Genomic DNA, 19681 nt, shown 5'->3' with positions numbered 1-19681 from the left:
ACGGGGGAGGGGGCGGGGCGCGCGTCAGCCGGCCAGGGCGGCCAGGGTGGCGTCCAGATCGGCGGGCCGGGGACGGTTGTGGGGCAGTCCGGCCAGTACGCGGGCCATGCCGCAGGTGTCGGTGAGGGCGGAGAAGACCAGGCCGCCGGCGATGCCCGCGGAGATCAGGCGCGCGGCCGGCCTGCGGCGGCCGGCGATCAGGCCCAGCAGGACCAGGGAGCCGGCGGTGAGCCGGACCTGCCGCTCCATGGCCCAGGCGGTACGGGTACCGGCGGGTCGGTGCAGGTCGTGGCCGCGCTCGGTCCAGGCGGCGGTGCCGCCCTCGAGGGCGGCGGCGGTGATGCCGTGCTCGGCCAGGACGGCGCAGGCGGTCGCCGAGCGGGCACCGGAGGCGCACACCACCAGCAGGTCCCTGTGGGCGGAGGCGGTCCGCAGGGCGGGCAGTGCCTGCTGGAGGCGGTCCAGGGGGATGTTGTGGGCGCCGGGCAGGTGGCCGGACGCGTACTCGCCGGGGGTGCGCACGTCGACGACGGTCAGCTCGTGTATGCGGGAGCTGCTCTGTTCGACGGTGAGTGCGGGGGCGGTGGACATGTGTGAGATGTTTCCTTCCGAACGCGGGAGAGGACGACCCGGCAGGTAGGGTACCCGGCGGGGTATGGAAGGGGAGGTTCCGTGGAACTGGCGATGGCGGCCGAGGAACTGAAGACGGTGGTCAACCGGCTGCGCCGGGCGCAGGGCCAGATCGCCGGAGTGATCAAGATGATCGAGGAGGGGCGGGACTGCGAGGAGGTCGTCACACAGCTCGCGGCGGCCTCCCGGGCGCTGGACAAGGCCGGTTTCGCGGTCATCGCCACCGGTCTGCAGCACTGCCTGACCGAGAGCCCCGACGGCGACCCCGCGGCCGCCCTCGACCGCGAGCAGATGCGGGCCCGGCTGGAGAAGCTCTTCCTCTCCCTGGCCTGATCCCAGGTCCCGCGGGTCCCGGCCGCGGGACCCGCGGGGGTCGCACCAGGGCATCGGCGGTCATCACCGCGGCCACCGTCGGCGCTACGGCCGCGGAGATCCGTTGCAGGGCGCGGGCGGGGCCCCGGCCGCCGACCGCATGCCGTCCCGGGTGCCCGGGACCGCGTCACCGGCGAAGGGCGGCAGAGCCGCCCGGCGGACGCCGTCGGCGGTGCCTCCACGGGCGGGTCCTGGTGGCCGGCCCCGGTCCCGGCGGCCGGGGCCGGGGGCGGTCATGCGACGGTGCCGGGGCGCCCGCGTCCGTCGCGCACGGGCAGACCCCGCCTCTCCCAGGCGGCCATGCCTCCGGTGACGTCCACCGCGTCCACGCCGCGGTCGGCCAGCAGCCTGGCGGCCTTCTGCGAGCGGTTGCCGGAACGGCAGACGGCCACCACGGGCCTGCCCTTCAGGTGACCGGGCAGTTCCGCGCCATCGGCCAGGCGGGACAGCGGCAGATGGACGGCGTGCGGAGCGTGGCCGGCCTTCCACTCGGCGTCCTCGCGCACGTCCAGCAGGACGGCGCCGCCCTCGGCGGTACGCCGGTTGGCCTCGGCCGGGTCGACACGGCCGGGGCCGCGGCGGAACAGGGACATGGCGCTCTCCTCCGGTGGGTGGTGCGGTTGGTGCGGACGAGGTGGAAGGTGCGACCGGTGCGGACGGGGTGGTCGGCCGGCCGGGGAGCACTGGGCCCTTCGGGACTCAGGGCCGTACGACGGTCAGCCCGGCCTCCTCGGCGGCGTCGAAGGGATCGTCCACGGCGACCACCTCGCGGCCGGCCGCGTCCAGCATCGAGGCGGCGATCGCCGCGCGCATCCCGCTGGCGCAGTGGACCCAGACGGTCCCGTCGGGCACCTCCGCGACGCGCCCGTGGAGCAGGTGGACGGGGATGTGGACCGCCCCCTCGACATAACCGTTCGCGCGCTCGGAGTCGCGTCGCACGTCGAGCACCACCACCTCCTCGCCGCGCTCGCGGACGCCGGCCAGCCCGGCGAAGGCCGCCCGGAGGAAGGACCGCGGCTCCTCACCGTCGCCGAGCCAGTCGGCGGGGCCGCCGGTGGCGGCCGCGGCGGGGCGGTCGACGCCGACCCTGGCCAGCTCCCGCTGGGCGTCGGCGAGCTGCTCGAAGCTCTCGGCCAGCAGCGTGACCGGCTTGCCCCAGGGGATCAGCCAGGCCAGGTAGGTGGCGAGCTTGCCGTCGGCCTCGAAGTTGAACGCGCCCGCCACATGCCCCTCGGCGAACGCCACGCGGCTGCGCAGGTCCACCACCCACTCCCCCGCGGCCAGCCGGGCGGCGATCTCCTCCGCGTCCGCGCGCCGGGGCGGGGTGAGGTCGATCGGTTCCGGTCCGGCGGAGTTCACCGGTCCCATGTGGGTGTAGTACGCGGGGATGTCGTCCAGGCCGGCGAGCAGGTCGGCGACGAACTCCTCGACATCCTTGACCAGCGCGTCGTTGGCCGCGCGCTCCTTGCCGATGGTGGTGGAGCCGCCCTCGGCCTGGGTGGAGGAGCAGAAGCTGCCGAAGCCGTGGGTCGGCATCACGGGCACGTCGTCGTCCAGCTCGTCGGCCAGCCGGCGGGCGGAGGCGTGCTGGGCGCGGGCCAGTTCGCGCGTCATGCGCGGCTCGACCAGGTCCGGCCGCCCGACGGCTCCGATCAGCAGCGAGCCGCCGGTGAAGACGGCGACCGCGCGCCCGTCCTCCTCCAGCACATAGGAGGTGTGGTGCGGGGTGTGGCCGGGGGTGGCCAGCGCGCGCAGCGACAACCCCTCCCCGACGCCGGCGGTGTCGCCGTCGGCCACCGGCGTCCGGGGGTAGGACACACGGGCGCCGGCGGGCACCAGGTACTGCGCGCCCGTCACACGGGCCAGCTCCAGACCGCCGGTGACGTAGTCGTTGTGCACGTGGGTCTCGGCGACGAGGGCGATCCGCACCTCCCGCCGCGCCGCCGGCGCGAGAATCCGGTCGATGTCCCGCGGCGGGTCCACCACGACTGCCGCCGACCGCCCCCCGGCCAGGTAGCCGCGATTGCCCAGTCCCCGGATCTCCACGGTGTCGACGAAGAACACAGTGCTGCTCCTTCCGGATCGCTCTGCCCCGGGGGATGTGATCACCACCGTAACACATACCCGTGGGGGTATTTTGGGAAGCAGGGCGCCGCGTAGCCCCTCCTCCGGCGGGTACCCGCCGGGGCGAGCGGAAACGGACGCCGCACACCGGCCCGTGACACCGGCGGGCACCGACGAGCACAGGAGAGTCACGACGTGAGCTACGACCGCACCGTCCGGGTGAGCACCGACTTCGACACCACCGTGGCCGCCGTGCGCGACGCGCTGGCCGAGCAGGGCTTCGGCGTCCTCACCGAGATCGACGTCACCGCCACCCTGAAGAAGAAGCTCGACCGGGACATCGAGGACTACCTGATCCTGGGCGCCTGCAATCCGCAGCTGGCGCACCGGGCGCTGGAGAACGACCGCGACACCGGCCTGCTGCTCCCGTGCAACGTGGTCGTGCGCCGCGACGGCGACCAGACGGTCGTCCAGGCCCTCGACCCCGGCACCATGGTGACCCTCACCGGACTGCCCGCCATGGAGCCCGTCGCCTCCGAGGCCACCCGGCGCCTGGACGCGGCCCTGGGTGCCCTGGGCTGAACCGGCCCGGCTCCCGGGGATGCGGGCCCCGGGGAGGGAGCGTCCGCCGGACGAGTGGCGGGGCGCGGGCGGTGGCGCGATGCTGGAGGCATGAGCGGACACCGGCGGGGAGCCCGCCTGCTCCCCCTCACCACGACCTCCGCGGCCTCCGCGGCCTCCGCGCTCTACGCGCTCTGGCTCCGCCCCCGGCTGCTGACCTGGGGTGCGACCGAGGAGGAGACCGCGAGCACCTGTCCCGGCGACGACCTCGTCCCCGACGCCACCAGTTCGTCGACGATGGCCACCACCCTCCCGGCGCCGCCCGAGGAGGTCTGGGCCTGGCTGGCCCAGATGGGGGGCGACCGCGGCGGCTGGTACAGCTGGGACAGGCTGGACCACTACGGCGAGCCGAGCGCGGACCGCCTCGTACCCGAATGGCAGGGCCTGGCGGAGGGGCAGCGGCTGCTCACGACGCGCGACGGCCGCGCCTGGTTCACCGTGGCCCTGCTGGAACCGAACCGGACACTGGTGCTGCGCTCGGACCTGGAGCTTCCCTCCGGCCACTCCTTCGACATGCCGACCGTCGCCCCGCCCCGGGCTTACATGGACGGCATCTGGGCCTTCCACCTGCGGCCGGCCCCGGCGGGCGGGACGCGCCTGGTGGTCCGTACCCGCGGCCGGAGCCGGCCGCGGGGGATCACCAAGCCGTTCGACCTGCTGATGGGCGAACCGGCGCACTTCATCATGCAGGTGCGGCAGTTCCAGAACCTGCGGGCCCGCGTCGGCGCGGGAGTCTGACACTCGGCACGGTGCCCCGGCCTCGGAGCTGCCCGCCGGACGCATGGGCTGCGGGCGCCGACGGCCGCCGTACGCCGGACCGCGGCCGGCGCGGTGGCGGGTTCTCCGGCGCAGGCCGCGCGGCCCCCGGTCGGCGGGCGTGCCCGGCCACCTCGCCACGGGCGGCCTCGGCAGTCCGATCCGCGGAAAGCCGGCCCGGCGTCCCGGCCGCGGCTCGGAGCGGTCGCCGCAGCCCACCGGTGCCTCTTTGGCGGCGGGTGCGCCTCCCGGGAAAACGGGGGTCCGCCGGGCGTCCCTGGAGGCGGGGCGGCCGGCGGACCGTTCCGGACGGGTGGGACGGACGGGTCAGCGGGCCAGGCGGTGGGCCTCGGCCAGGTGGCGGATCGCCTCGGCGTAGTCGCCGGAGGCCAGGGCGTGGTCGGCGTCCGCGGTGCGGGACACCGCGCGGTCAGGGGCGCCGTCACCGGCCTTCAGCAGGGTGGCCTGGGCGATGTCCCGGGCCACCGAGGTGAGTTCGTCCGCCTGGAGGTAGGAGTCCGCCCTCGACTTCTCCAGCGGGGCGGCGGCCATGGAGAGGCGCTTCAGGACCGCGTCCGCGGCGCGGACCGTGCCGTCGGCGTTCCAGTGCCGGTGCCCGAGGGCAAGGCGGATGTGGACGGCCGCGACGCGGGAGGCGGCATCGTGGCGGTCCCGCAGTTCGTCGCGGACGTCCTCCAGCCGGTCGCGGGCGCGGTCGGTGCGCAGGCCCCAGCCGTACGGGTAGAGCGGGTCGTAGGAGGCGTCGCCGACGTTGACCGGGACCTGGGCGGCCGAGCGCGGCCAGCTCACCGGCAGGCGGCCGGTGAAGGGCCGCTCGCCGAAGAGGGTGTCGGCCACGCCCGTGCCCTCGGTGCCCGGCAGCCAGGACGCCACCAGGGCGTCGATGTCGCCGAGCTGGTCGGTGATGATCTGCGGGCGGCCGGAGACGATCAGCACCACGCACTCCATGGCGCCGCAGACGGTGTCGACCGCCTTCCTGTCGGCCTCGGACAGCTGAAGGTCGTGGCCGTTGCCGACGTCGCCGACGCCCTCGGCGTAAGGGGTCTCGCCGACCACCACGATGCCCGCCCGGTGTCCGTCGGTGGGCGCGGAGGCGTCCTCGCTGAAGGTGACGGAGGCGTCCGGGGCGGCCCGGCGGATTCCCTCCAGGATGGTGGTGCCCTCGGTGATGTCACCGGAGGAGCCCTGCCAGGAGATGGTCCAGCCGCCGGCCTGGTTGCCGATGTCGTCGGCGTTGGAGCCGGCGACGTAGAGCTTCCCGTCACCGCTCAGCGGCAGCAGGTTCCCGTCGTTCTTCAGCAGCACCTGGGAGTCGGCGGCGGCCCGGCGGGCCAGCTCCCGGTGGGGGTCGGAACCGACGGAGTCCAGGTGGGTGCGGTCGGCGTAGGGCTCCTCGAACAGGCCGAGCCGGAACTTCTTGGTGAGGATGCGGGTGACCGCGTCGTCGATCCGCGCCATGGGCACGGCTCCGGAGTCGACCTGCTCGCGCAGAGTGGAGGTGAAGCCCTTGTAGTCGTACGGGACCATGATCATGTCGAGTCCGGCGTTGACCGAGGTCCGCACGTCGGAGGCGTAGTCGCCGGGGATCTGGTCGATGGCCTGCCAGTCGCTGATCACGAACCCGTCGAAGCCGAGGTCGCCCTTGAGGACGTCCGTGATCAGGTCGGCGTGGGCGTGCATCCTGACCGGTCCCTCCCCGTCGCCGAGGAAGTCCACGCTGGAGAAGGACGGCATGACGGTGCCGACCCCCTGGTCGACCGCCTCGGCGAAGGGGGCGATGTGGACGGCCTCCAGTTCCTCGCGCGTCGTCCTCGTGACACCCTGGTCGATGGTGTACGTGCCGGTGGTGGAGGAGCCGAACTCGGTGCCGCCGTCACCGACGTAGTGCTTGGCGGTGGCCAGCACCCGGTCGGCGTCCTTCAGGTCCCGGCCGTCGGCGCGGCCCTGGTAGCCCTCGACGGCCGTGGCCAGCCGCGTGACCAGCGCCGGGTCCTCGCCGAACGCCTCGTACGCCCGTCCCCAGCGCTCGTCGCGGCTGACGCACAGGCAGGGGGCGAAGTTCCAGGGGACGCCGGTGGCGCGGACCTCCTTGGCGGTGGCGTGGGCGGTGTCCCCGACCAGTTCCGGGTCGCGGGCGGCGCCGAGGCCGGTGTTGTGCGGGAAGACGGTGGCGCCGACGACGTTGTTGTGGCCGTGGACGGCGTCGACGCCGTAGATCAGCGGAATCTGCAGCCGGGTCTGCTGGGCCCGCAACTGGAAGCCGTCGATCATGTCGGCCCAGGCTTCAGGGGTGTTGGGGGCGGGGTTGGAGCCGCCACCGGACAGCAGCGAGCCCAGTTCGTAGGAGGCGATGTGGTCCTGGGCCTCCAGGGCGCCGCGCTCGGCCTGGGTCATCTGGCCGATCTTCTCGTCCACCGTCATCCGGGACAGCAGGTCCTCCACCCGCTCCTCCACCGGGAGCCGTGGGTCCTGGTACGGCAGGCCGTGCGCGTCGATGACGACGGTGGGCGGGTCGTCGGGGGCGCGTGCGCCGTCGGCGGAGAGGCTGACGGGGATGGCCTTGGCGGTGGCGGGCTCCGCGCTGCGCTTGGTGTCGACGGTGAAGGTCCTCGCCGTGCCGGAGGGGGTGCCGGCGGGGAAGGTGAGGGTGCCCTCGACCGGGATGTAGTCCTCGCCGGGCTCCGCGGTGCCCTCGCCGGTGGCGTAGGTGACGGTGACGGGCTCGGCCAGCGGTACGCCGCCGGTGGTGCCCACCGACACCTCCACGGTGGCGGTGCCGCCGTGCTCGACGGTGTAGACGGGCCGGTCGGTGGCGACGCGGGCCCGTACCCCGCCCACGCCGTACAGCTCGACCTGGTCGAACTCCAGGGTTCCGGAGGCGGTGGGCAGGTTGACGGCGTAGCCCCACATCCGGGTCAGGTCCAGCACGCCGTCGTCCGGGGCGCCGGCGGGCTGGTAGTCGGGGCGCCGGACGAAGTCCTCGAAGGGAGTGCGGACCTGCTTCCAGCCGTCGGTGTCGTCGGTGAGGTAGCCGGCCCACAGCTCGGCCTGCCCGGCGTTCGGACCGCCGTCCTTGACCTCGAACTGGACGCGCTCCCCGCTGCCGGTGCCCTTCACCCAGAAGGAGAAGCCCTCGTGGCCGCTCCAGTCCTCGGCACCGGTCAGGGCGTGGTCGAAGCCGCCCCAGGCGGTGATGTCGTACTCCACTCGCATGGCGCGGTTGGAGGCGTTGGCCCCGGGGCGGGTCTCGGCTGCGACCTGGCTCAGTCCCGGGGTGTCCCGGGGGGTGCTGCCGTAGGTGCCGATCGGGCCGGGGACGGCGCCGTCGAAGTCGTCCAGGACGCGGTCCTGCGCGGAGGCCGACGCGGTGGGGGTCAGACCGGAGGCGAGCAGGGCGAGGAGGGCGCCGAGGACTCCGGCGGCCGTTCGTCGGCGCCGCCCTCGCCAGCCTCCTCCCCCAGGTCCCGTTCCAGTGTTCGGCGGCTGTCCCATGGCGGCTCCCTCGGGCGCGGTCGGAGTTTTCATCACTCGAACACACGGAGGCACAGGCGCACTGTCGTGCGCACGGCGCTGATCCTGTACGCGACCGGATGGGGCGTCAATACCCCCGATTCATAAACCTCTTGAAGACGGGAGCCCTCCCATGCCCCTCACCGGCCGGAAATTGAGAGCGCTCTCGGCGTCGTGGCAGACGAGGGGCCTCCGTGACGCCGGCAACCGCCCCGAAGGTCCCCGGCACACCGGCCGCCCGGCGAACGGTCAGTCGTCGCCCGGGTAGCGGACCCCGGCGCGCTCGCGGACGGCGTCCAGCGTCGCCATCACCGCGAGCGTCCCGTCCAGCGGCACCAGCGGGGACTCCGTCTCCTTCTCCCGCAGGCAGCGCATCACCTCGGCCGCCTCGGGCCCGTAGCCGGCGCCGCCCTCCGCCCGCGGCACCCGGATCTCCTCGACCTCGCGCCCCTCGCGGTGCAGTACGAAGGATTCCGGGGCGAAGAAGCCGTGCGGCAGCTCGATGCGCCCCCGTGTACCGCTGACGGCCGCCACGGTGGGACTGGCGGAGGCGATGGAGCAGGAGAGGGTGGCGACGGCTCCGCTGTCGTAGCCCAGCAGGACGCCGGTGGTCTCGTCCACGCCCTCGGGCGTCAGATGGGCCCAGGCGGCGACGGAGGAGGGCTCGCCCAGGACGAGATGGGCGAAGGAGACCGGGTAGACGCCCAGGTCCAGCAGGGCGCCGCCGCCCAGCCGGGGGTCGCGCAGGCGGTGCGAGGCGTCCGCGGGGGCGACGATGCCGAAGTCGGCGTGGACCGAGCGCACCTCGCCGATCGCGCCGTCGGCGACGAGTTCGAGCATGCGGCGGACCACCGGGTTGCAGTAGGTCCACATGGCCTCCATCAGGAAGACACCCCTGCGTCGCGCCAGTGCGACCATCTCCCGCGCCTGGGCGAGGTTGAGGGTGAGCGGCTTCTCGCACAGCACCGCCTTCCCCGCCTCCAGGCAGACGGTGGCGGCCTCCAGGTGCGCCGAGTGGGGCGTGGCGACGTAGACCACGTCCACGTCCGGATCGGCGGCCAGCTCGGCCCAGCTTCCGTGGGCGCGCGGGGCACCGTGCTCGTCGGCGAAGCGGCGGGCGGACTCCGGCGAGCGCGAGCCGACCGCGAGGAGCTCGCCGCCGGGCAGGGCCGCGAGGTCGCGGGCGAAGGCTCCGGCTATGCCGCCTGTGGCGAGGATGCCCCATCTGATCGTGTCGTCGGTGCGCGTCATGTGCTCCCCCGGGTGCGGGCCGGTCTGGCGTGGGCGTGTCGGCGATCACACTACGGCGGGCGCGCGGCGCTCGGGCGGGCTGTCCGCATGGTGTACGCGGCCCGGCGGGGAGCGGGGCGGCGGGGCGTGCGGGCTACGGTGGGAACGTGCTTGTGCTGATCATGTCCGACACCCACATCCCCAAGCGCGCCGGGCGGCTGCCCGGCGAACTGCTGGAGCGTGTGGCGGAGGCTGACGTGGTGGTCCACGCCGGTGACTGGGTGGACACCGCCACCCTCGGCCTCCTCCTGGAGCGCTCCCGGCGCCTGATCGGGGTGTACGGCAACAACGACGGCCCCGGACTGCGCGCCCGGCTGCCGGAGGTGGCCCGCGCCGAGCTGGACGGGCTGCGCCTGGGCGTCGTCCACGAGACGGGCCCGAAGCAGGGGCGGGAGAAGCGGTGCGCCGAGCGCTTCGACGACCTGGACGTCCTGGTCTTCGGCCACAGCCACGTCCCCTGGGACACCACCGCCACCACGGCAGGCGGCACGCCGCTGCGGCTGCTCAACCCCGGCTCGCCCACCGACCGGCGCTCCCAGCCGTACCGCACCTGCATGACGGCGGTGGTGGAGTCGGGGCGGCTGGACGCGGTCGAGCTGCACCGGCTGCCGCCGCGCGGCTGAGCGCCGCCGTCTCCGGGCGGGAGGCCCCGCGCGTTTCCGCCCGGGGACGGCGAGCAGAAGAGGGAGGAGACACCGTCCCGGCCCCGGGCCGCCGACCGGACTGCGAGCGAGGAGGCGCGTTGGAGACCTGGCAGGTCGTACTGATCGCCGTCGGCGCGGTGCTCGCCGCCGCGACGCTGGCCTTCGCAGCCGTCCTGCTGGTCAGGCTGGTGCGCACCTACCTGTTCCTGCGCGGCGCGGACATCCCCGTGAGCGCCAGGGCCGCGTTCTGGGGGGCGCTGGTCTACACGGTCTTCCCCGTCGATCTGCTCCCGGACCCGGTGTACCTGGACGACGTCGGACTGCTGCTGCTCGTCCTCCACCACCTGGGCGCGGTGGCGCGGAGGTACGGGCGGGCCCCCGGGGAGGCGGAGGCAAAGCCCCCGAAGGCCCCGGAGCTTCACCGCCGACGCTGACGGACGCGTACGCGTCCGTCCCCGTTCCGGAACTACTCTCGTCGCATGACACAGCGGGACGAGGGGAGAAGGGGGCGGTGGGTCCGGTGGAGGACACGGCCTCGGTGATCGATCTCAACGCCGATCTGGGCGAGGGCTTCGGACGGTGGGAGCTCACCCACGACGAGGCGCTGCTCTCGGTCGTCAGCAGCGCCAACATCGCGTGCGGCTTCCACGCCGGGGATCCCTCCACCATGCGCCGGGTGTGCGCGCAGGCGGCCGAGCGGGGGGTGGCGATCGGTGCCCAGGTCGCCTACCGCGACCTGGCGGGCTTCGGGCGGCGGCCGATGGAGGTCCCGGAGGACGAGCTGGCCGACGAGGTCGCCTACCAGATCGGCGCCCTGCGGGTGTTCGCCGAGTCCGCCGGGGCGCGGGTGGCCTACGTCAAACCGCACGGCGCGCTCTACAACCGCGCGGTGCACGACGAGGGCCAGGCGCGGGCGGTGGTGTCCGGGGTGCTGCTGGCGGGCGGGGAGCTGCCGGTGCTGGGGCTGCCCGGGTCGCTGCTGCTCAGGGCCGCCGAGGAGGCCGGGCTGCCCGCGGTCGCCGAGGCGTTCGCCGACCGCGGCTACACCGCGCGGGGCACGCTGGTGTCCCGGCGGGAGCCGGGGGCGGTGATCCACGAGCCGGACGCCGTGGTCTCCCAGGCGCTGGGCATCGCGCTGCGCGGGAGTGTGGCCACCGGCGACGGCGGGGAGGTGGCCGCCGGCGCCAGGTCGCTGTGCGTGCACGGTGACACCCCGGGTGCCGTCGCGCTCGCCCGGCGGGTGCGGCAGGCCCTCGCGGAGGCCGGGGTGCGGGTCGAGGCGTTCGCGCCATGAGGGTGGCGAGGGTGCTGCCCGTGGGCAGGCGCGCCCTGCTGCTGGAGGTGGGGAGCACCGAGCGGGCCCAGGCCCTCCACGGCGAGCTGGTGCGGCTGCGGGAGACCGGCGAGCTGCCCTCGGTGGAGGAGATCGTCCCGGCGGCGGCCACCGTACTGCTGGACGGACTGGAGGATCCGGAGGCGCTGGCGCGGTGGCTGCGGGACAGGGAGTTTCCCGGCGCCGCCCCGGCGGACACCGTCGCGGTGGTGCTTCCGGTGCGCTACGACGGCCCCGATCTGGCCGAGGTGGCGGCGCTGTGGGGGGTGGGCGAGGAGGAGGTGGTCGCGATCCACACGCGCACCGAGTTCCGGGTCGCCTTCTGCGGGTTCGCCCCCGGGTTCGGCTACCTCACCGGACTGCCCGGGGAGTTGGGCGTGCCCCGCCGCGCCGTCCCCCGCACCTCGGTGCCGCCGGGCTCGGTGGGGCTGGCCGGGGCGTACACGGGGGTGTATCCGCGTACCTCGCCCGGCGGCTGGCAGCTGATCGGCCGGACGGACGCGGTGCTGTGGGACGCTTGCCGGGAGCCGGCCGCGCTGCTGGCCCCGGGCGCCCGGGTGCGGTTCGAGGCGGTGGCATGACCGGCGCGGGTGTGCTGGCGGTCCTGCGGCCGGGGGCGCTGACCACCGTGCAGGACCTGGGCCGGGCGGGCCTCGCCCATCTGGGGGTGCCGCGTTCGGGGGCACTGGACTCCCCCGCCCACCGGCTCGCCAACCGTCTGGTGGGCAACGCGTCCGGTGCCGCGACACTGGAGACCACCCTCACCGGGTGCGCGGTGCGCCCGGACCGCGCCGTGGTGGCGGCGGTGACCGGTGCTCCGTGCCCGGTGCGGATCGACGGCCGTCCGGCGCCGTGGGGCGCGGCGGTACGGGTGCCGGGCGGGGCCGTGCTGGAGGTCGGCGCCGCGCGGGCCGGGGTGCGCAGCTATCTGGCCGTGGCCGGTGGCGTCGGCGTCGAGCCGGTTCTCGGCAGCCGTTCCACCGATCTGCTGTCCGGGCTCGGCCCGGTGCCGCTGTCGGAGGGGGCGCGGCTGCCGGTGGGGCCGGCGCCCGGGCCCGTCCCCTGGGCCGGCGCGGTCGCCTCCGCCGCGCCGGGGCCGCCGTCGGGCGAGCTGGTACTGCCTATGGTTCCCGGGCCGCGCGACGACTGGTTCACCCCGGCCGCGCTGCGCACCCTGGCCCGGGGGGTCTACCGGGTGTCCGCCGAGAGCAACCGCGTCGGGCTGCGGACCGAGGGGCCCGCCCTGGAGCGGTCGGTGAGGGGCGAGCTGCCCAGCGAGGGCATGGTGACGGGCGCGGTGCAGGTGCCGCCGGGCGGTGAGCCGATCGTCTTCCTCTCCGACCATCCGACCACGGGGGGCTATCCGGTGATCGGCGTGGTGCCGCGGGAGGCGCTGGCGGCCGCGGCGCAGGCGGTGCCGGGGCTTCGGGTGCGCTTCGTCCCGCTGCGGCGCTGAGCGGGCCGGGGGCGCCGGGGGCGTCCGGGCTGCACGCGCCGGGGCTCAGCCCGCGGGCTTCCGGCCGGAGTGGGCTCCGGGGCCCCGGTCGGCCGGGTCGGTGCGGCGCTCGGCTCCGTGGCCGCGCTCGCCCTCGCCCTGCTCCTGGTGCCTGTTCGTCTCGCCCATGGCCGTCGTCCTCACGGTGTGTCGCGTTCGGGTGCACGGCGCAGGTACCCGGTGCGCGGGACCGGAAACGGCGGCCCGGCGGGAGCGGTCCGGCGGAGGCGGGGCCGCCCGGGCCGGTCAGCGCATCAGGACGCCGACGACGCAGGTGTCGTCGTCGGTGTCGGAGTTGCTGTAGGTCAGCAGGCGGTCGAGTTGCTTGTCCAGGGTGGCGCCGAAGTCCCGGGCGAGGGCCATGAGCTGGTCGGCGGACTCCTGCAGGGAGCGGTCCCGGCGCTCGATGAGACCGTCGGTGTACATCAGCAGCATGTCTCCGGTCTCCAGCACCAGCTTCTCCTCCTCGTACCCGGCCTCCGCGACGGCGCCGAGCAGGAGTCCGCCGACCAGCGGCAGCGTGGCCGCCTCCCCCCGGCGCACCAGGACCGGCGGCGGGTGGCCGGCCCGGGCCCAGCGCAGCGTCCGGGTGTCCGGGTCGTAGAGACCGCAGACGGCGGTGGCGGTGACGTTCTCGGTGAGGTGGTGGGCGACGGTGTTGAGCCAGGCCAGGATCTGCGCGGGCCCGGCTCCGGTGGTGGCCAGACCGCGCAGGGCGTTGCGCAGGACGACCATGCCGGTGGCCGCCTCGATGCCGTGGCCCGCCACGTCGCCGACGGAGAGCAGCACCTGGCCGGACGGCAGGACGACGGCGTCGTACCAGTCGCCGCCGACCAGATGGTCCTTCTCGGCGGGGCGGTAGCGCACCGCGATGTCCAGCCCTCCGGCGTCGATGGGACCCCGGGTGGGCGGCATGATGGCGCGCTGGAGCTGCGGTGTCATGCGGTTGCGCTCGGCGGCCTGCTGCTCGGTATGGGCGAGCTGGTCGCGGGTGGCGCCCAGCGCGACCTCCGTCCAGTGCTGTGCGGAGACGTCCTGGTAGGCGCCGCGTACCGCGACCAGTCGGCCCCCGTCGTCGAGGGCCGGTTCGGCGACCACGCGGATGTGCCGCACGATCCCGTCGGTCCGCTGGAGGCGGAAGGCCGTGGAGGCGGGGCGGCGGTGGTGCAGCAGGGTGCGCAGGAACCGCCCGATGGCGGCCTCGTCGTCCGCGTGGGTGTGGGCGGGAAGCTGCTCCAGGGGGATCGGCGCGGCGGTGGGCGGCAGTCCGTGGAGGGCGAAGAGCCGGCTGTTCCAGACGATCTCGCCGGTGACGAGGTTCTCCTCGAAGCCGCCGATGCGGCCCAGGCGCTGGGCGTGCCGGAGCACGCTCGCCAGCCGTGCCGCCTCGTCCTGGACGCGCCGGATCAGCAGGACGTTCTCGCCGTGGCGGCTGATGCTGACGGCCGCCTCCACCGTCAGCGGCACCTGGCCGACCAGGGCGCGCAGCACCATCCGTTCGGCGCGGAACGGCTCGCCGGTGGCGTGGACGTGCTCGATCTTCTCGAACAGGCCGCTCTCGCCCACCGCCATCGGGTAGGCCTCCAGCAGCAGTGATCCGGCGACGGCGCCGCGCGGACGGCCCACCGGATCGACGAAGTGGGCGCTGACGTGGTGGATGCGGAAGTCGGCGAGCCGGCCCTCGGCGTCCGGCTGGGGCACCAGCACCAGGGCCGGGTCCAGCAGGCCGTCGGCGAAGTCCACCAGTTCCGAGGCGCCCGGGTGCCGTGCCTGAAGAACATCCCCGGAGTCCGCGGTGTCCGCGGCGCGGCTGTCCAGGGTGTGGGCACACAGTTCGGCCAGGGCCTCGATCTGCCGCTGGACCTGCGGGGACTGCGGCTCCAGCGGGCCGGGCCAGCAGATCTCCAGAACGCCCAGGATGCGGCCGCCGTTATCGGCGGGGACCGTGACCCGGCAGCCCTCGGGCGCCTGCCGCCGGCCCAGGAAGTCCTGGTGGAGTGCGGTGAAGGGGGTGACCGAGGCCAGCTCGATGACGCCGAGCACCTGGTCCTCCGCCGTGATCGGCAGGACGATCAGGCCGGTGGGCTCGGTGGCGCCCGGGCCGGAGGAGACGGTGACGTAGCCGGCGGGCAGGTCGTCGACTGTGATGGTGCGGCGGCTGCGGGCGGCCTGGCCGGCCAGGGACTGACCGAGCCCGAAGCGCGGCGGCTCGGCGCCCTCGGCCACCGCGGGGTGGCCGTAGGAGCCGACCAGGCGCAGCTCGGTGCCCCCGTCATCGTCCTCGGCGAGGTAGAAGGCGCCGTACTGGGCGCCGACGAGCGGGGTGAGCTCGTCCATGATCAGTTCTGCGACGACGGCGAGGTCGCGGTGGCCCTGCATCAGGCCCGAGATGCGGGCCAGGTTGGTCTTGAGCCAGTCCTGCTCCTGGTTGGCCCGGGTGGTCTCGCGCAGGGACTGCACCATGAAGTTGACGTTGCCCTCGAGGTCGGCGACCTCGCCGGAGGCGTCCACGGTGATCGAGCGGGTCAGGTCGCCCTCGGCGACGGCGCCGGTGACCTCGGCGATGGCGCGGACCTGGCGGGTGAGGCTCCCGGCCAGCTCGTTGACGTTCTCCGTCAGGCGCTTCCAGGTGCCGGAGACGCCCTCGACCTCGGCCTGGCCGCCCAGGCGTCCCTCGCTGCCGACCTCGCGGGAGACACGGGTCACCTCGGAGGTGAACAGCGACAACTGGTCCACCATGCCGTTGAAGACCGTGGCGATCTCGCCGAGGACTCCCTCGGCGCCGTCCGGCAGCCGGGTGCCGAAGTCGCCGTCCCGGACGGCCGTCAGGCCGGCCAGGAGCTGCCTCAGCTCCCGCTCCCCCGCCTTGCCGGTGCTCCTGCCGCGTTCCGCCGGGCGCGGCTCGCCAACCGTGGTGTCAGCCATGTCCGCCACCGGATTCGTCACGTGCCGTGCTCCTCCGGTCGTCCCCGGACGGGCAGGCGGTGCGTTCACACCACGTTCACAGGCCGTCACGTTTGTCATCCGACAAACGTGCAGACACGGTGAGATCACCCCACCGCGGGGCGGCCACCGAACCTCTGCCTTTACGAACATCCGCGTACATGTCAGAAGTTGGGTGCCCGCGCCCCGCGGCGGCCGGGCTCGCTCCTCCAGGCCGAACGAGCCGTGGCGGGTCGGCCCGGCCACCCGGTAGGTGTCGGTCGCCACCCCGACGGGGGTCGTCCTGCCGCCGGTGCACCGGAAGTCATCGGTCTGCCGGCACCTCCCTTCCTCCGCGTGCCGTTCGGCACCGGTGGCGGCCGTCCGGACGAGGGTGGGGAGATGCTGCTGGCCGAAGTCGCCCAGGTCTCCCACCGGGTCGCGAGGACCCCGTCGCGTACGGAGAAGGTCGCCCTGCTCGCCGGGCTGTTCCGCGAGGCCGGTCCCGCGGAGGTCCCGGTCGTCATCACCTGTCTGGCGGGCAGGCTCCCCCAGCGCAGAACCGGGATCGGCTGGAAGGCGCTGAGCCGGGCCGTTCCCCCGGCGGACGCACCGTCGCGGTCGGTGGCGGACGTGCACCGGACCCTGGAGGAGATCGCCGCCGTCTCGGGCCGGGGCACGCAGGCCGAGCGCGCACGGCTGCTGCACGGGCTGCTGTCCGCCGCCACCGTCGAGGAGCAGCGCTTCCTCGTCCGGCTCATCGGCGGCGAACTGCGGCAGGGGGCCCTGGACGCGTTCGCCGCCGAGGGCCTGGCGGCGGCGGTGGGCGCGGAGCCGGCCGGGGTGCGGCGGGCGGTGATGGTCGGCGGGTCGCCGGGGCAGGTGGCGCCACCTCACCCGACGGCTGGCCGAAGTCGGCGGATGAGGGCGCGGGCGGGCCGTGTCCGCCCGCGCCCGCCCGTAGCCTGGTCGGCGTGGAGCACCGCGGCACCGCCTTACCGCGAGGAGGAGCGCACCGTGACCGAACGCAAACCGCCCGGGATCGACTTCGAGACATGGGCAGACCGGCAGATCCGCGAGGCGGCCGAACGCGGCGAGTTCGACGAACTGCCGGGCATGGGCAGGCCGCTGCCCGACCTGGACCAGCCCTATGACGATCTGTGGTGGGTCAGGAGGAAGATGGGCCGCGAGGGGCTGACCTGCCTGCCGCCCGCGCTCGCCCTGCGCAAGGAGGCGGAGGACACCCTGGCCGCCGCCCGCCGGGCCCGCTCGGAGCCGGAGGTGCGGCGGATCGTGGCGGGGATCAACGAGAGGATCCACGCGGCGCTGCGGATGCCGCCGCCCGGGCCCCCGCTGGGCCTGGAGCCCTTCGACACCGAGGAGGTCGTACGGGGGTGGCGCGAGGAGCGTGAGGGGCGCGGGGAGCCGGGCGGGCGGCGCCCCGCCTGACCTCCGGGAACGGCCGGCCGCGGGCCCGGCCGACGGATCGGGGCCGGGCCCGCGGCCGGGGCTTCGGGGCGCGGTCATGCCTCCGCGCCGGGCTCCGGAGGCAGGGCGCCGTCGCGGACCACCTTCGCGTACCAGCGGGCGCTGGCCTTGGGGATGCGCCTGCCGGTCGCGTAGTCCACGTACACCGCGCCGAAGCGCTTGCTGTAGCCGTACCCCCACTCGAAGTTGTCCAGCAGGGACCACAGGAAGTAGCCGCGCACGTCCGCCCCGGCCCCGATGGCCCGGTGCACCGCCGCCAGATGGCCGTGGAGGTAGGAGATCCGCTGCGGGTCCAGGACACGGCCCCCGGGGTCGGCGTAGTCGTCGAAGGCCGCACCGTTCTCGGTGATGACCACCGGCATACCGGGGAAGTCGTCCCGGACTCTCAGCAGCAGGTCGTACATGCCGGTCGGGTCGACCGTCCAGCCCATGGCGGTGGTCTCGCCCGGCGTCCGGTGGAAGGCGACGTCGTCGCCGCCCGGCCATGGGCTGTGCTCGCTCGCGCCGTGCCCGTCGGCGTTGTGGGAGCCGGGGCCGGAGGCGGCGGAGACGAGGGTGGGGCTGTAGTAGTTGACGCCCAGGAAGTCCAGCGGCCGGTGGATCCCGGCCAGGTCCCCGTCCCGCACGAACGACCAGTCCGTCAGGTGCGCGGTGTCCCGCAGGACGTCGCCCGGGTACTCGCCGCGCAGCATGGGGCCGGTGAAGACCCGGTTGGCGACGCCGTCGATGCGGCGTGCGGCGTCGAGGTCGGCGGGACCGCCCGTCAGGGGCCGCACATGGTGGAGGTTGAGCGTGACGGAGGTCTGCGCGCCGTCGGGGAGGGCGGCGCGCAGGGCCTGGGTGCCCAGTCCGTGGGCGAGGTTGAGGTGGTGGGCGGCGCGCAGGGCGTCCGCCTGGTCGGTTCGGCCGGGGGCGTGGACGCCCGAGCCGTAGCCGAGGAAGGCCGAGCACCAGGGCTCGTTGAGGGTGGTCCAGGTGCCCACCCGGTCTCCGAGCGCGCCGGCGACCAGGGAGGCGTACTCGGCGAACCGCTCGGCGGTGGCGCGCTCCGGCCAGCCGCCGGCGTCCTCCAGCTCCTGCGGCAGGTCCCAGTGGTAGAGGGTGACGACGGGCTGGATGCCCTTGCCCAGCAGCCCGTCCACCAGACGGCTGTAGAAGTCCAGTCCCTCACGGGAGGCGGGACCGCTGCCGCCGGGCTGGACGCGCGGCCAGGAGACGGAGAAGCGGTAGGCGCCCACACCGAGGCCGGCCATGATCTCCAGATCCTCGCGCCAGCGGTGGTAGTGGTCGCAGGCGATGTCCCCGGTGTCGCCGTTGCGCGTCCTGCCGGGGGTGCGGGAGAAGGTGTCCCAGATGGAGGGGGTGCGGCCGCCCTCGGCGGCGGCGCCCTCGATCTGGTAGGCGGCGGTCGCGGTGCCCCACAGGAAGCCGGGCGGGAACACCCGGGTGCTCCGGGTCGCCGGGGCGGTTTCGGCCGTACGGGATGCGGTGGCCACGGAGGTCCTTCCGGATCGGTGGTGTCGGGGAGTGGGACCGGGAGCGGGAGGGGTCCGGGACCACGGGGTCGTCCGGTCCTCCCGAACGGTGTGTTCAGCCCTTGACCGCGCCCTGCATGATGCCGCCGACGATCTGCTTGCCGAAGACGACGAACATCGCCAGCAGCGGCAGGGTGCCCAGCAGCGCGCCGGCCATGATGAGCGACTGGTCGCGCACGTATCCCGCGCTGAGCTGGGTCAGGGCGACGGGGATCGTGGGGTTGGTCATGTCGAGCACGATGAACGGCCAGAAGAAGTCGTTCCAGGCGTGCACGAAGGTGATCATGAAGACCACCGCCATCGCCGGGCGGGCGACCGGCAGGACGATGCTCCAGAAGATCCGCAGGCTGTGCGCACCGTCCACGCGACCGGCCTCGACGAGCTCGTCGGGCAGTGCCTCCAGCAGGTACTGCCGCATGAAGAACACACCGACGGCGCTGACCAGGGTGGGGAAGATGACGGCGGGCAGCTTCTGTCCCCAGCCCAGCTCGGTCATCATCATGAACAGGGGCACCACGCTCAGTTGCGGCGGCACCATCATCGTGCCGATGACCAGCATCAGCAGGATGTTGCGGCCGCGGAAGCGCAGCTTGGCGAAGGCGAAGCCGGCCAGGGTGGCGAAGAGGACGGTGGACAGGGCGATCGTCATGGCGACGATGAGGCTGTTGACCAGCGCCGTGCCCATCGCCGCGTCCTCCCAGGCGGCCGAGAGGTTCTTCAGCAGGTTGGGGCCGGGCAGGAACGGCGGCGGGGTCTGGGAGACCCGGGTGTTGTCGGTGGAGGCCGCCACCATCGTCCAGTACAGCGGGAACAGGGAGAGCAGCGCGGCCAGACCGAGCAGCGCGTAGGCCACGGGCCCGGCCTTCCGCTGCTGCCCGGCCCTCGGGCGCAGGGACAGGCCGATCCGGCGGCCGGTGGGCGCGAGGGTGCCCGCGAGCGGCTCGGGTACGTCCGCCCGGGGGCGGGCGGTGTCGGTGGTCATGGGGTTACCGCTCCCTGG

At 74.5% G+C, this 19681-nt stretch carries 18 protein-coding genes and 1 pseudogene; 10 read left to right on the top strand and 9 right to left on the bottom strand.

Annotation, left to right across the window (positions count from 1 at the left end):
• Positions 1 to 24 precede the first annotated feature (24 nt).
• Positions 25 to 591 carry a rhodanese-like domain-containing protein gene (locus tag ACGRHY_RS24575; RefSeq protein WP_394637483.1) on the bottom strand — a complete coding sequence of 189 codons (567 nt, stop codon included), beginning with the start codon at positions 589 to 591 and terminating at the stop codon, positions 25 to 27.
• An 81-nt stretch (positions 592 to 672) separates the two neighbouring features.
• Between ACGRHY_RS24575 and ACGRHY_RS24570 the strand changes: the two genes are divergently transcribed.
• On the top strand, positions 673 to 963 hold the full coding sequence (locus ACGRHY_RS24570) for a metal-sensitive transcriptional regulator (RefSeq protein ID WP_394637482.1): 291 nt from the start codon (positions 673 to 675) through the stop codon (positions 961 to 963).
• Between the two features lie 272 nt (positions 964 to 1235).
• Here the strand turns inward: ACGRHY_RS24570 and ACGRHY_RS24565 are convergent, their stop codons facing one another.
• Positions 1236 to 1595, bottom strand: a complete 360-nt coding sequence (locus tag ACGRHY_RS24565) for a rhodanese-like domain-containing protein (RefSeq protein ID WP_394637481.1) — start codon at positions 1593 to 1595, stop codon at positions 1236 to 1238.
• Between the two features lie 106 nt (positions 1596 to 1701).
• A complete protein-coding gene (locus tag ACGRHY_RS24560) occupies positions 1702 to 3066 on the bottom strand; it encodes a rhodanese-like domain-containing protein (protein ID WP_394637480.1) in 1365 nt (454 codons plus the stop codon).
• Positions 3067 to 3261: 195 nt separating this feature from the next.
• Between ACGRHY_RS24560 and ACGRHY_RS24555 the strand changes: the two genes are divergently transcribed.
• Positions 3262 to 3648, top strand: a complete 387-nt coding sequence (locus tag ACGRHY_RS24555) for a DUF302 domain-containing protein (protein WP_394637479.1) — start codon at positions 3262 to 3264, stop codon at positions 3646 to 3648.
• 90 nt (positions 3649 to 3738) lie between these two features.
• Positions 3739 to 4425: a hypothetical protein gene (locus tag ACGRHY_RS24550; RefSeq protein ID WP_394637478.1), complete on the top strand. Its 687-nt coding sequence runs from the start codon at positions 3739 to 3741 to the stop codon at positions 4423 to 4425.
• A 345-nt stretch (positions 4426 to 4770) separates the two neighbouring features.
• Here the strand turns inward: ACGRHY_RS24550 and ACGRHY_RS24545 are convergent, their stop codons facing one another.
• A complete protein-coding gene (locus tag ACGRHY_RS24545; protein ID WP_394637477.1) occupies positions 4771 to 7956 on the bottom strand; it encodes a glycoside hydrolase family 3 N-terminal domain-containing protein in 3186 nt (1061 codons plus the stop codon).
• Between the two features lie 267 nt (positions 7957 to 8223).
• Positions 8224 to 9225, bottom strand: coding sequence for a Gfo/Idh/MocA family protein (locus tag ACGRHY_RS24540; protein ID WP_394637476.1), 1002 nt, complete (start codon positions 9223 to 9225; stop codon positions 8224 to 8226).
• Between the two features lie 146 nt (positions 9226 to 9371).
• On the opposite strand from ACGRHY_RS24540, the gene ACGRHY_RS24535 reads away from it, so the two are divergent.
• From ACGRHY_RS24535 to ACGRHY_RS24515, 5 genes are all read left to right on the top strand, one after another.
• Complete coding sequence (locus ACGRHY_RS24535; protein ID WP_394637475.1) at positions 9372 to 9887, top strand: metallophosphoesterase family protein; 516 nt, start codon at positions 9372 to 9374, stop codon at positions 9885 to 9887.
• 119 nt (positions 9888 to 10006) lie between these two features.
• Positions 10007 to 10342, top strand: a complete 336-nt coding sequence (locus ACGRHY_RS24530) for a DUF1232 domain-containing protein (RefSeq protein WP_394637474.1) — start codon at positions 10007 to 10009, stop codon at positions 10340 to 10342.
• A gap of 104 nt (positions 10343 to 10446) precedes the next feature.
• Entirely contained in the window at positions 10447 to 11202 is a 756-nt protein-coding gene (locus ACGRHY_RS24525; protein WP_394638189.1) for a LamB/YcsF family protein, read from the top strand.
• Complete coding sequence (locus tag ACGRHY_RS24520; protein WP_394637473.1) at positions 11199 to 11822, top strand: 5-oxoprolinase subunit B family protein; 624 nt, start codon at positions 11199 to 11201, stop codon at positions 11820 to 11822. The genes ACGRHY_RS24525 and ACGRHY_RS24520 overlap by 4 nt, the downstream gene beginning before the upstream one ends.
• Entirely contained in the window at positions 11819 to 12697 is an 879-nt protein-coding gene (locus tag ACGRHY_RS24515; RefSeq protein WP_394637472.1) for a 5-oxoprolinase subunit C family protein, read from the top strand. The genes ACGRHY_RS24520 and ACGRHY_RS24515 overlap by 4 nt, the downstream gene beginning before the upstream one ends.
• Positions 12698 to 12742: 45 nt before the next feature.
• Here ACGRHY_RS24515 and ACGRHY_RS24510 read toward each other — a convergent pair whose 3' ends face one another.
• Together ACGRHY_RS24510 and ACGRHY_RS24505 are read right to left on the bottom strand one after the other, a co-directional pair.
• Positions 12743 to 12865, bottom strand: a complete 123-nt coding sequence (locus ACGRHY_RS24510) for a hypothetical protein (RefSeq protein WP_394637471.1) — start codon at positions 12863 to 12865, stop codon at positions 12743 to 12745.
• Positions 12866 to 12982: 117 nt separating this feature from the next.
• Positions 12983 to 15670, bottom strand: coding sequence for a SpoIIE family protein phosphatase (locus ACGRHY_RS24505; RefSeq protein WP_394638188.1), 2688 nt, complete (start codon positions 15668 to 15670; stop codon positions 12983 to 12985).
• Positions 15671 to 16060: 390 nt separating this feature from the next.
• On the opposite strand from ACGRHY_RS24505, the pseudogene ACGRHY_RS24500 reads away from it, so the two are divergent.
• Positions 16061 to 16444, top strand: a pseudogene (locus ACGRHY_RS24500) (ATP-dependent DNA ligase); the annotation flags it as partial.
• Between the two features lie 231 nt (positions 16445 to 16675).
• Positions 16676 to 17107: a DnaJ family domain-containing protein gene (locus tag ACGRHY_RS24495; RefSeq protein ID WP_394638187.1), complete on the top strand. Its 432-nt coding sequence runs from the start codon at positions 16676 to 16678 to the stop codon at positions 17105 to 17107.
• Between the two features lie 74 nt (positions 17108 to 17181).
• On the opposite strand, the gene ACGRHY_RS24490 is transcribed toward ACGRHY_RS24495, so the two are convergent.
• Entirely contained in the window at positions 17182 to 18642 is a 1461-nt protein-coding gene (locus tag ACGRHY_RS24490; protein WP_394637470.1) for a GH1 family beta-glucosidase, read from the bottom strand.
• Between the two features lie 94 nt (positions 18643 to 18736).
• Complete coding sequence (locus ACGRHY_RS24485) at positions 18737 to 19663, bottom strand: carbohydrate ABC transporter permease (RefSeq protein WP_394637469.1); 927 nt, start codon at positions 19661 to 19663, stop codon at positions 18737 to 18739.
• Between the last annotated feature and the right edge of the window lie 18 nt (positions 19664 to 19681).

Origin of the sequence: Streptomyces shinuiensis (assembly GCF_043660855.1) — a bacterium.
Classification (GTDB): domain Bacteria; phylum Actinomycetota; class Actinomycetes; order Streptomycetales; family Streptomycetaceae; genus Streptomyces.
Note: the sequence above shows the minus strand (reverse complement) of the source record. Positions and strands in the feature narration are given on the sequence as shown.

Bases quoted from the DNA above. Each gene is read 5' to 3' on its own strand.
- ACGRHY_RS24575 (WP_394637483.1), bottom strand. From the start codon at position 591: ATGTCCACCGCCCCCGCACTCACCGTCGAACAGAGCAGCTCCCGCATA.
- ACGRHY_RS24565 (WP_394637481.1), bottom strand. From the start codon at position 1,595: ATGTCCCTGTTCCGCCGCGGCCCCGGCCGTGTCGACCCGGCCGAGGCC.
- ACGRHY_RS24550 (WP_394637478.1), top strand. From the start codon at position 3,739: ATGAGCGGACACCGGCGGGGAGCCCGCCTGCTCCCCCTCACCACGACC.
- ACGRHY_RS24545 (WP_394637477.1), bottom strand. From the start codon at position 7,956: ATGGGACAGCCGCCGAACACTGGAACGGGACCTGGGGGAGGAGGCTGG.
- ACGRHY_RS24540 (WP_394637476.1), bottom strand. From the start codon at position 9,225: ATGACGCGCACCGACGACACGATCAGATGGGGCATCCTCGCCACAGGC.
- ACGRHY_RS24520 (WP_394637473.1), top strand. From the start codon at position 11,199: ATGAGGGTGGCGAGGGTGCTGCCCGTGGGCAGGCGCGCCCTGCTGCTG.
- ACGRHY_RS24515 (WP_394637472.1), top strand. From the start codon at position 11,819: ATGACCGGCGCGGGTGTGCTGGCGGTCCTGCGGCCGGGGGCGCTGACC.
- ACGRHY_RS24510 (WP_394637471.1), bottom strand. From the start codon at position 12,865: ATGGGCGAGACGAACAGGCACCAGGAGCAGGGCGAGGGCGAGCGCGGC.
- ACGRHY_RS24485 (WP_394637469.1), bottom strand. From the start codon at position 19,663: ATGACCACCGACACCGCCCGCCCCCGGGCGGACGTACCCGAGCCGCTC.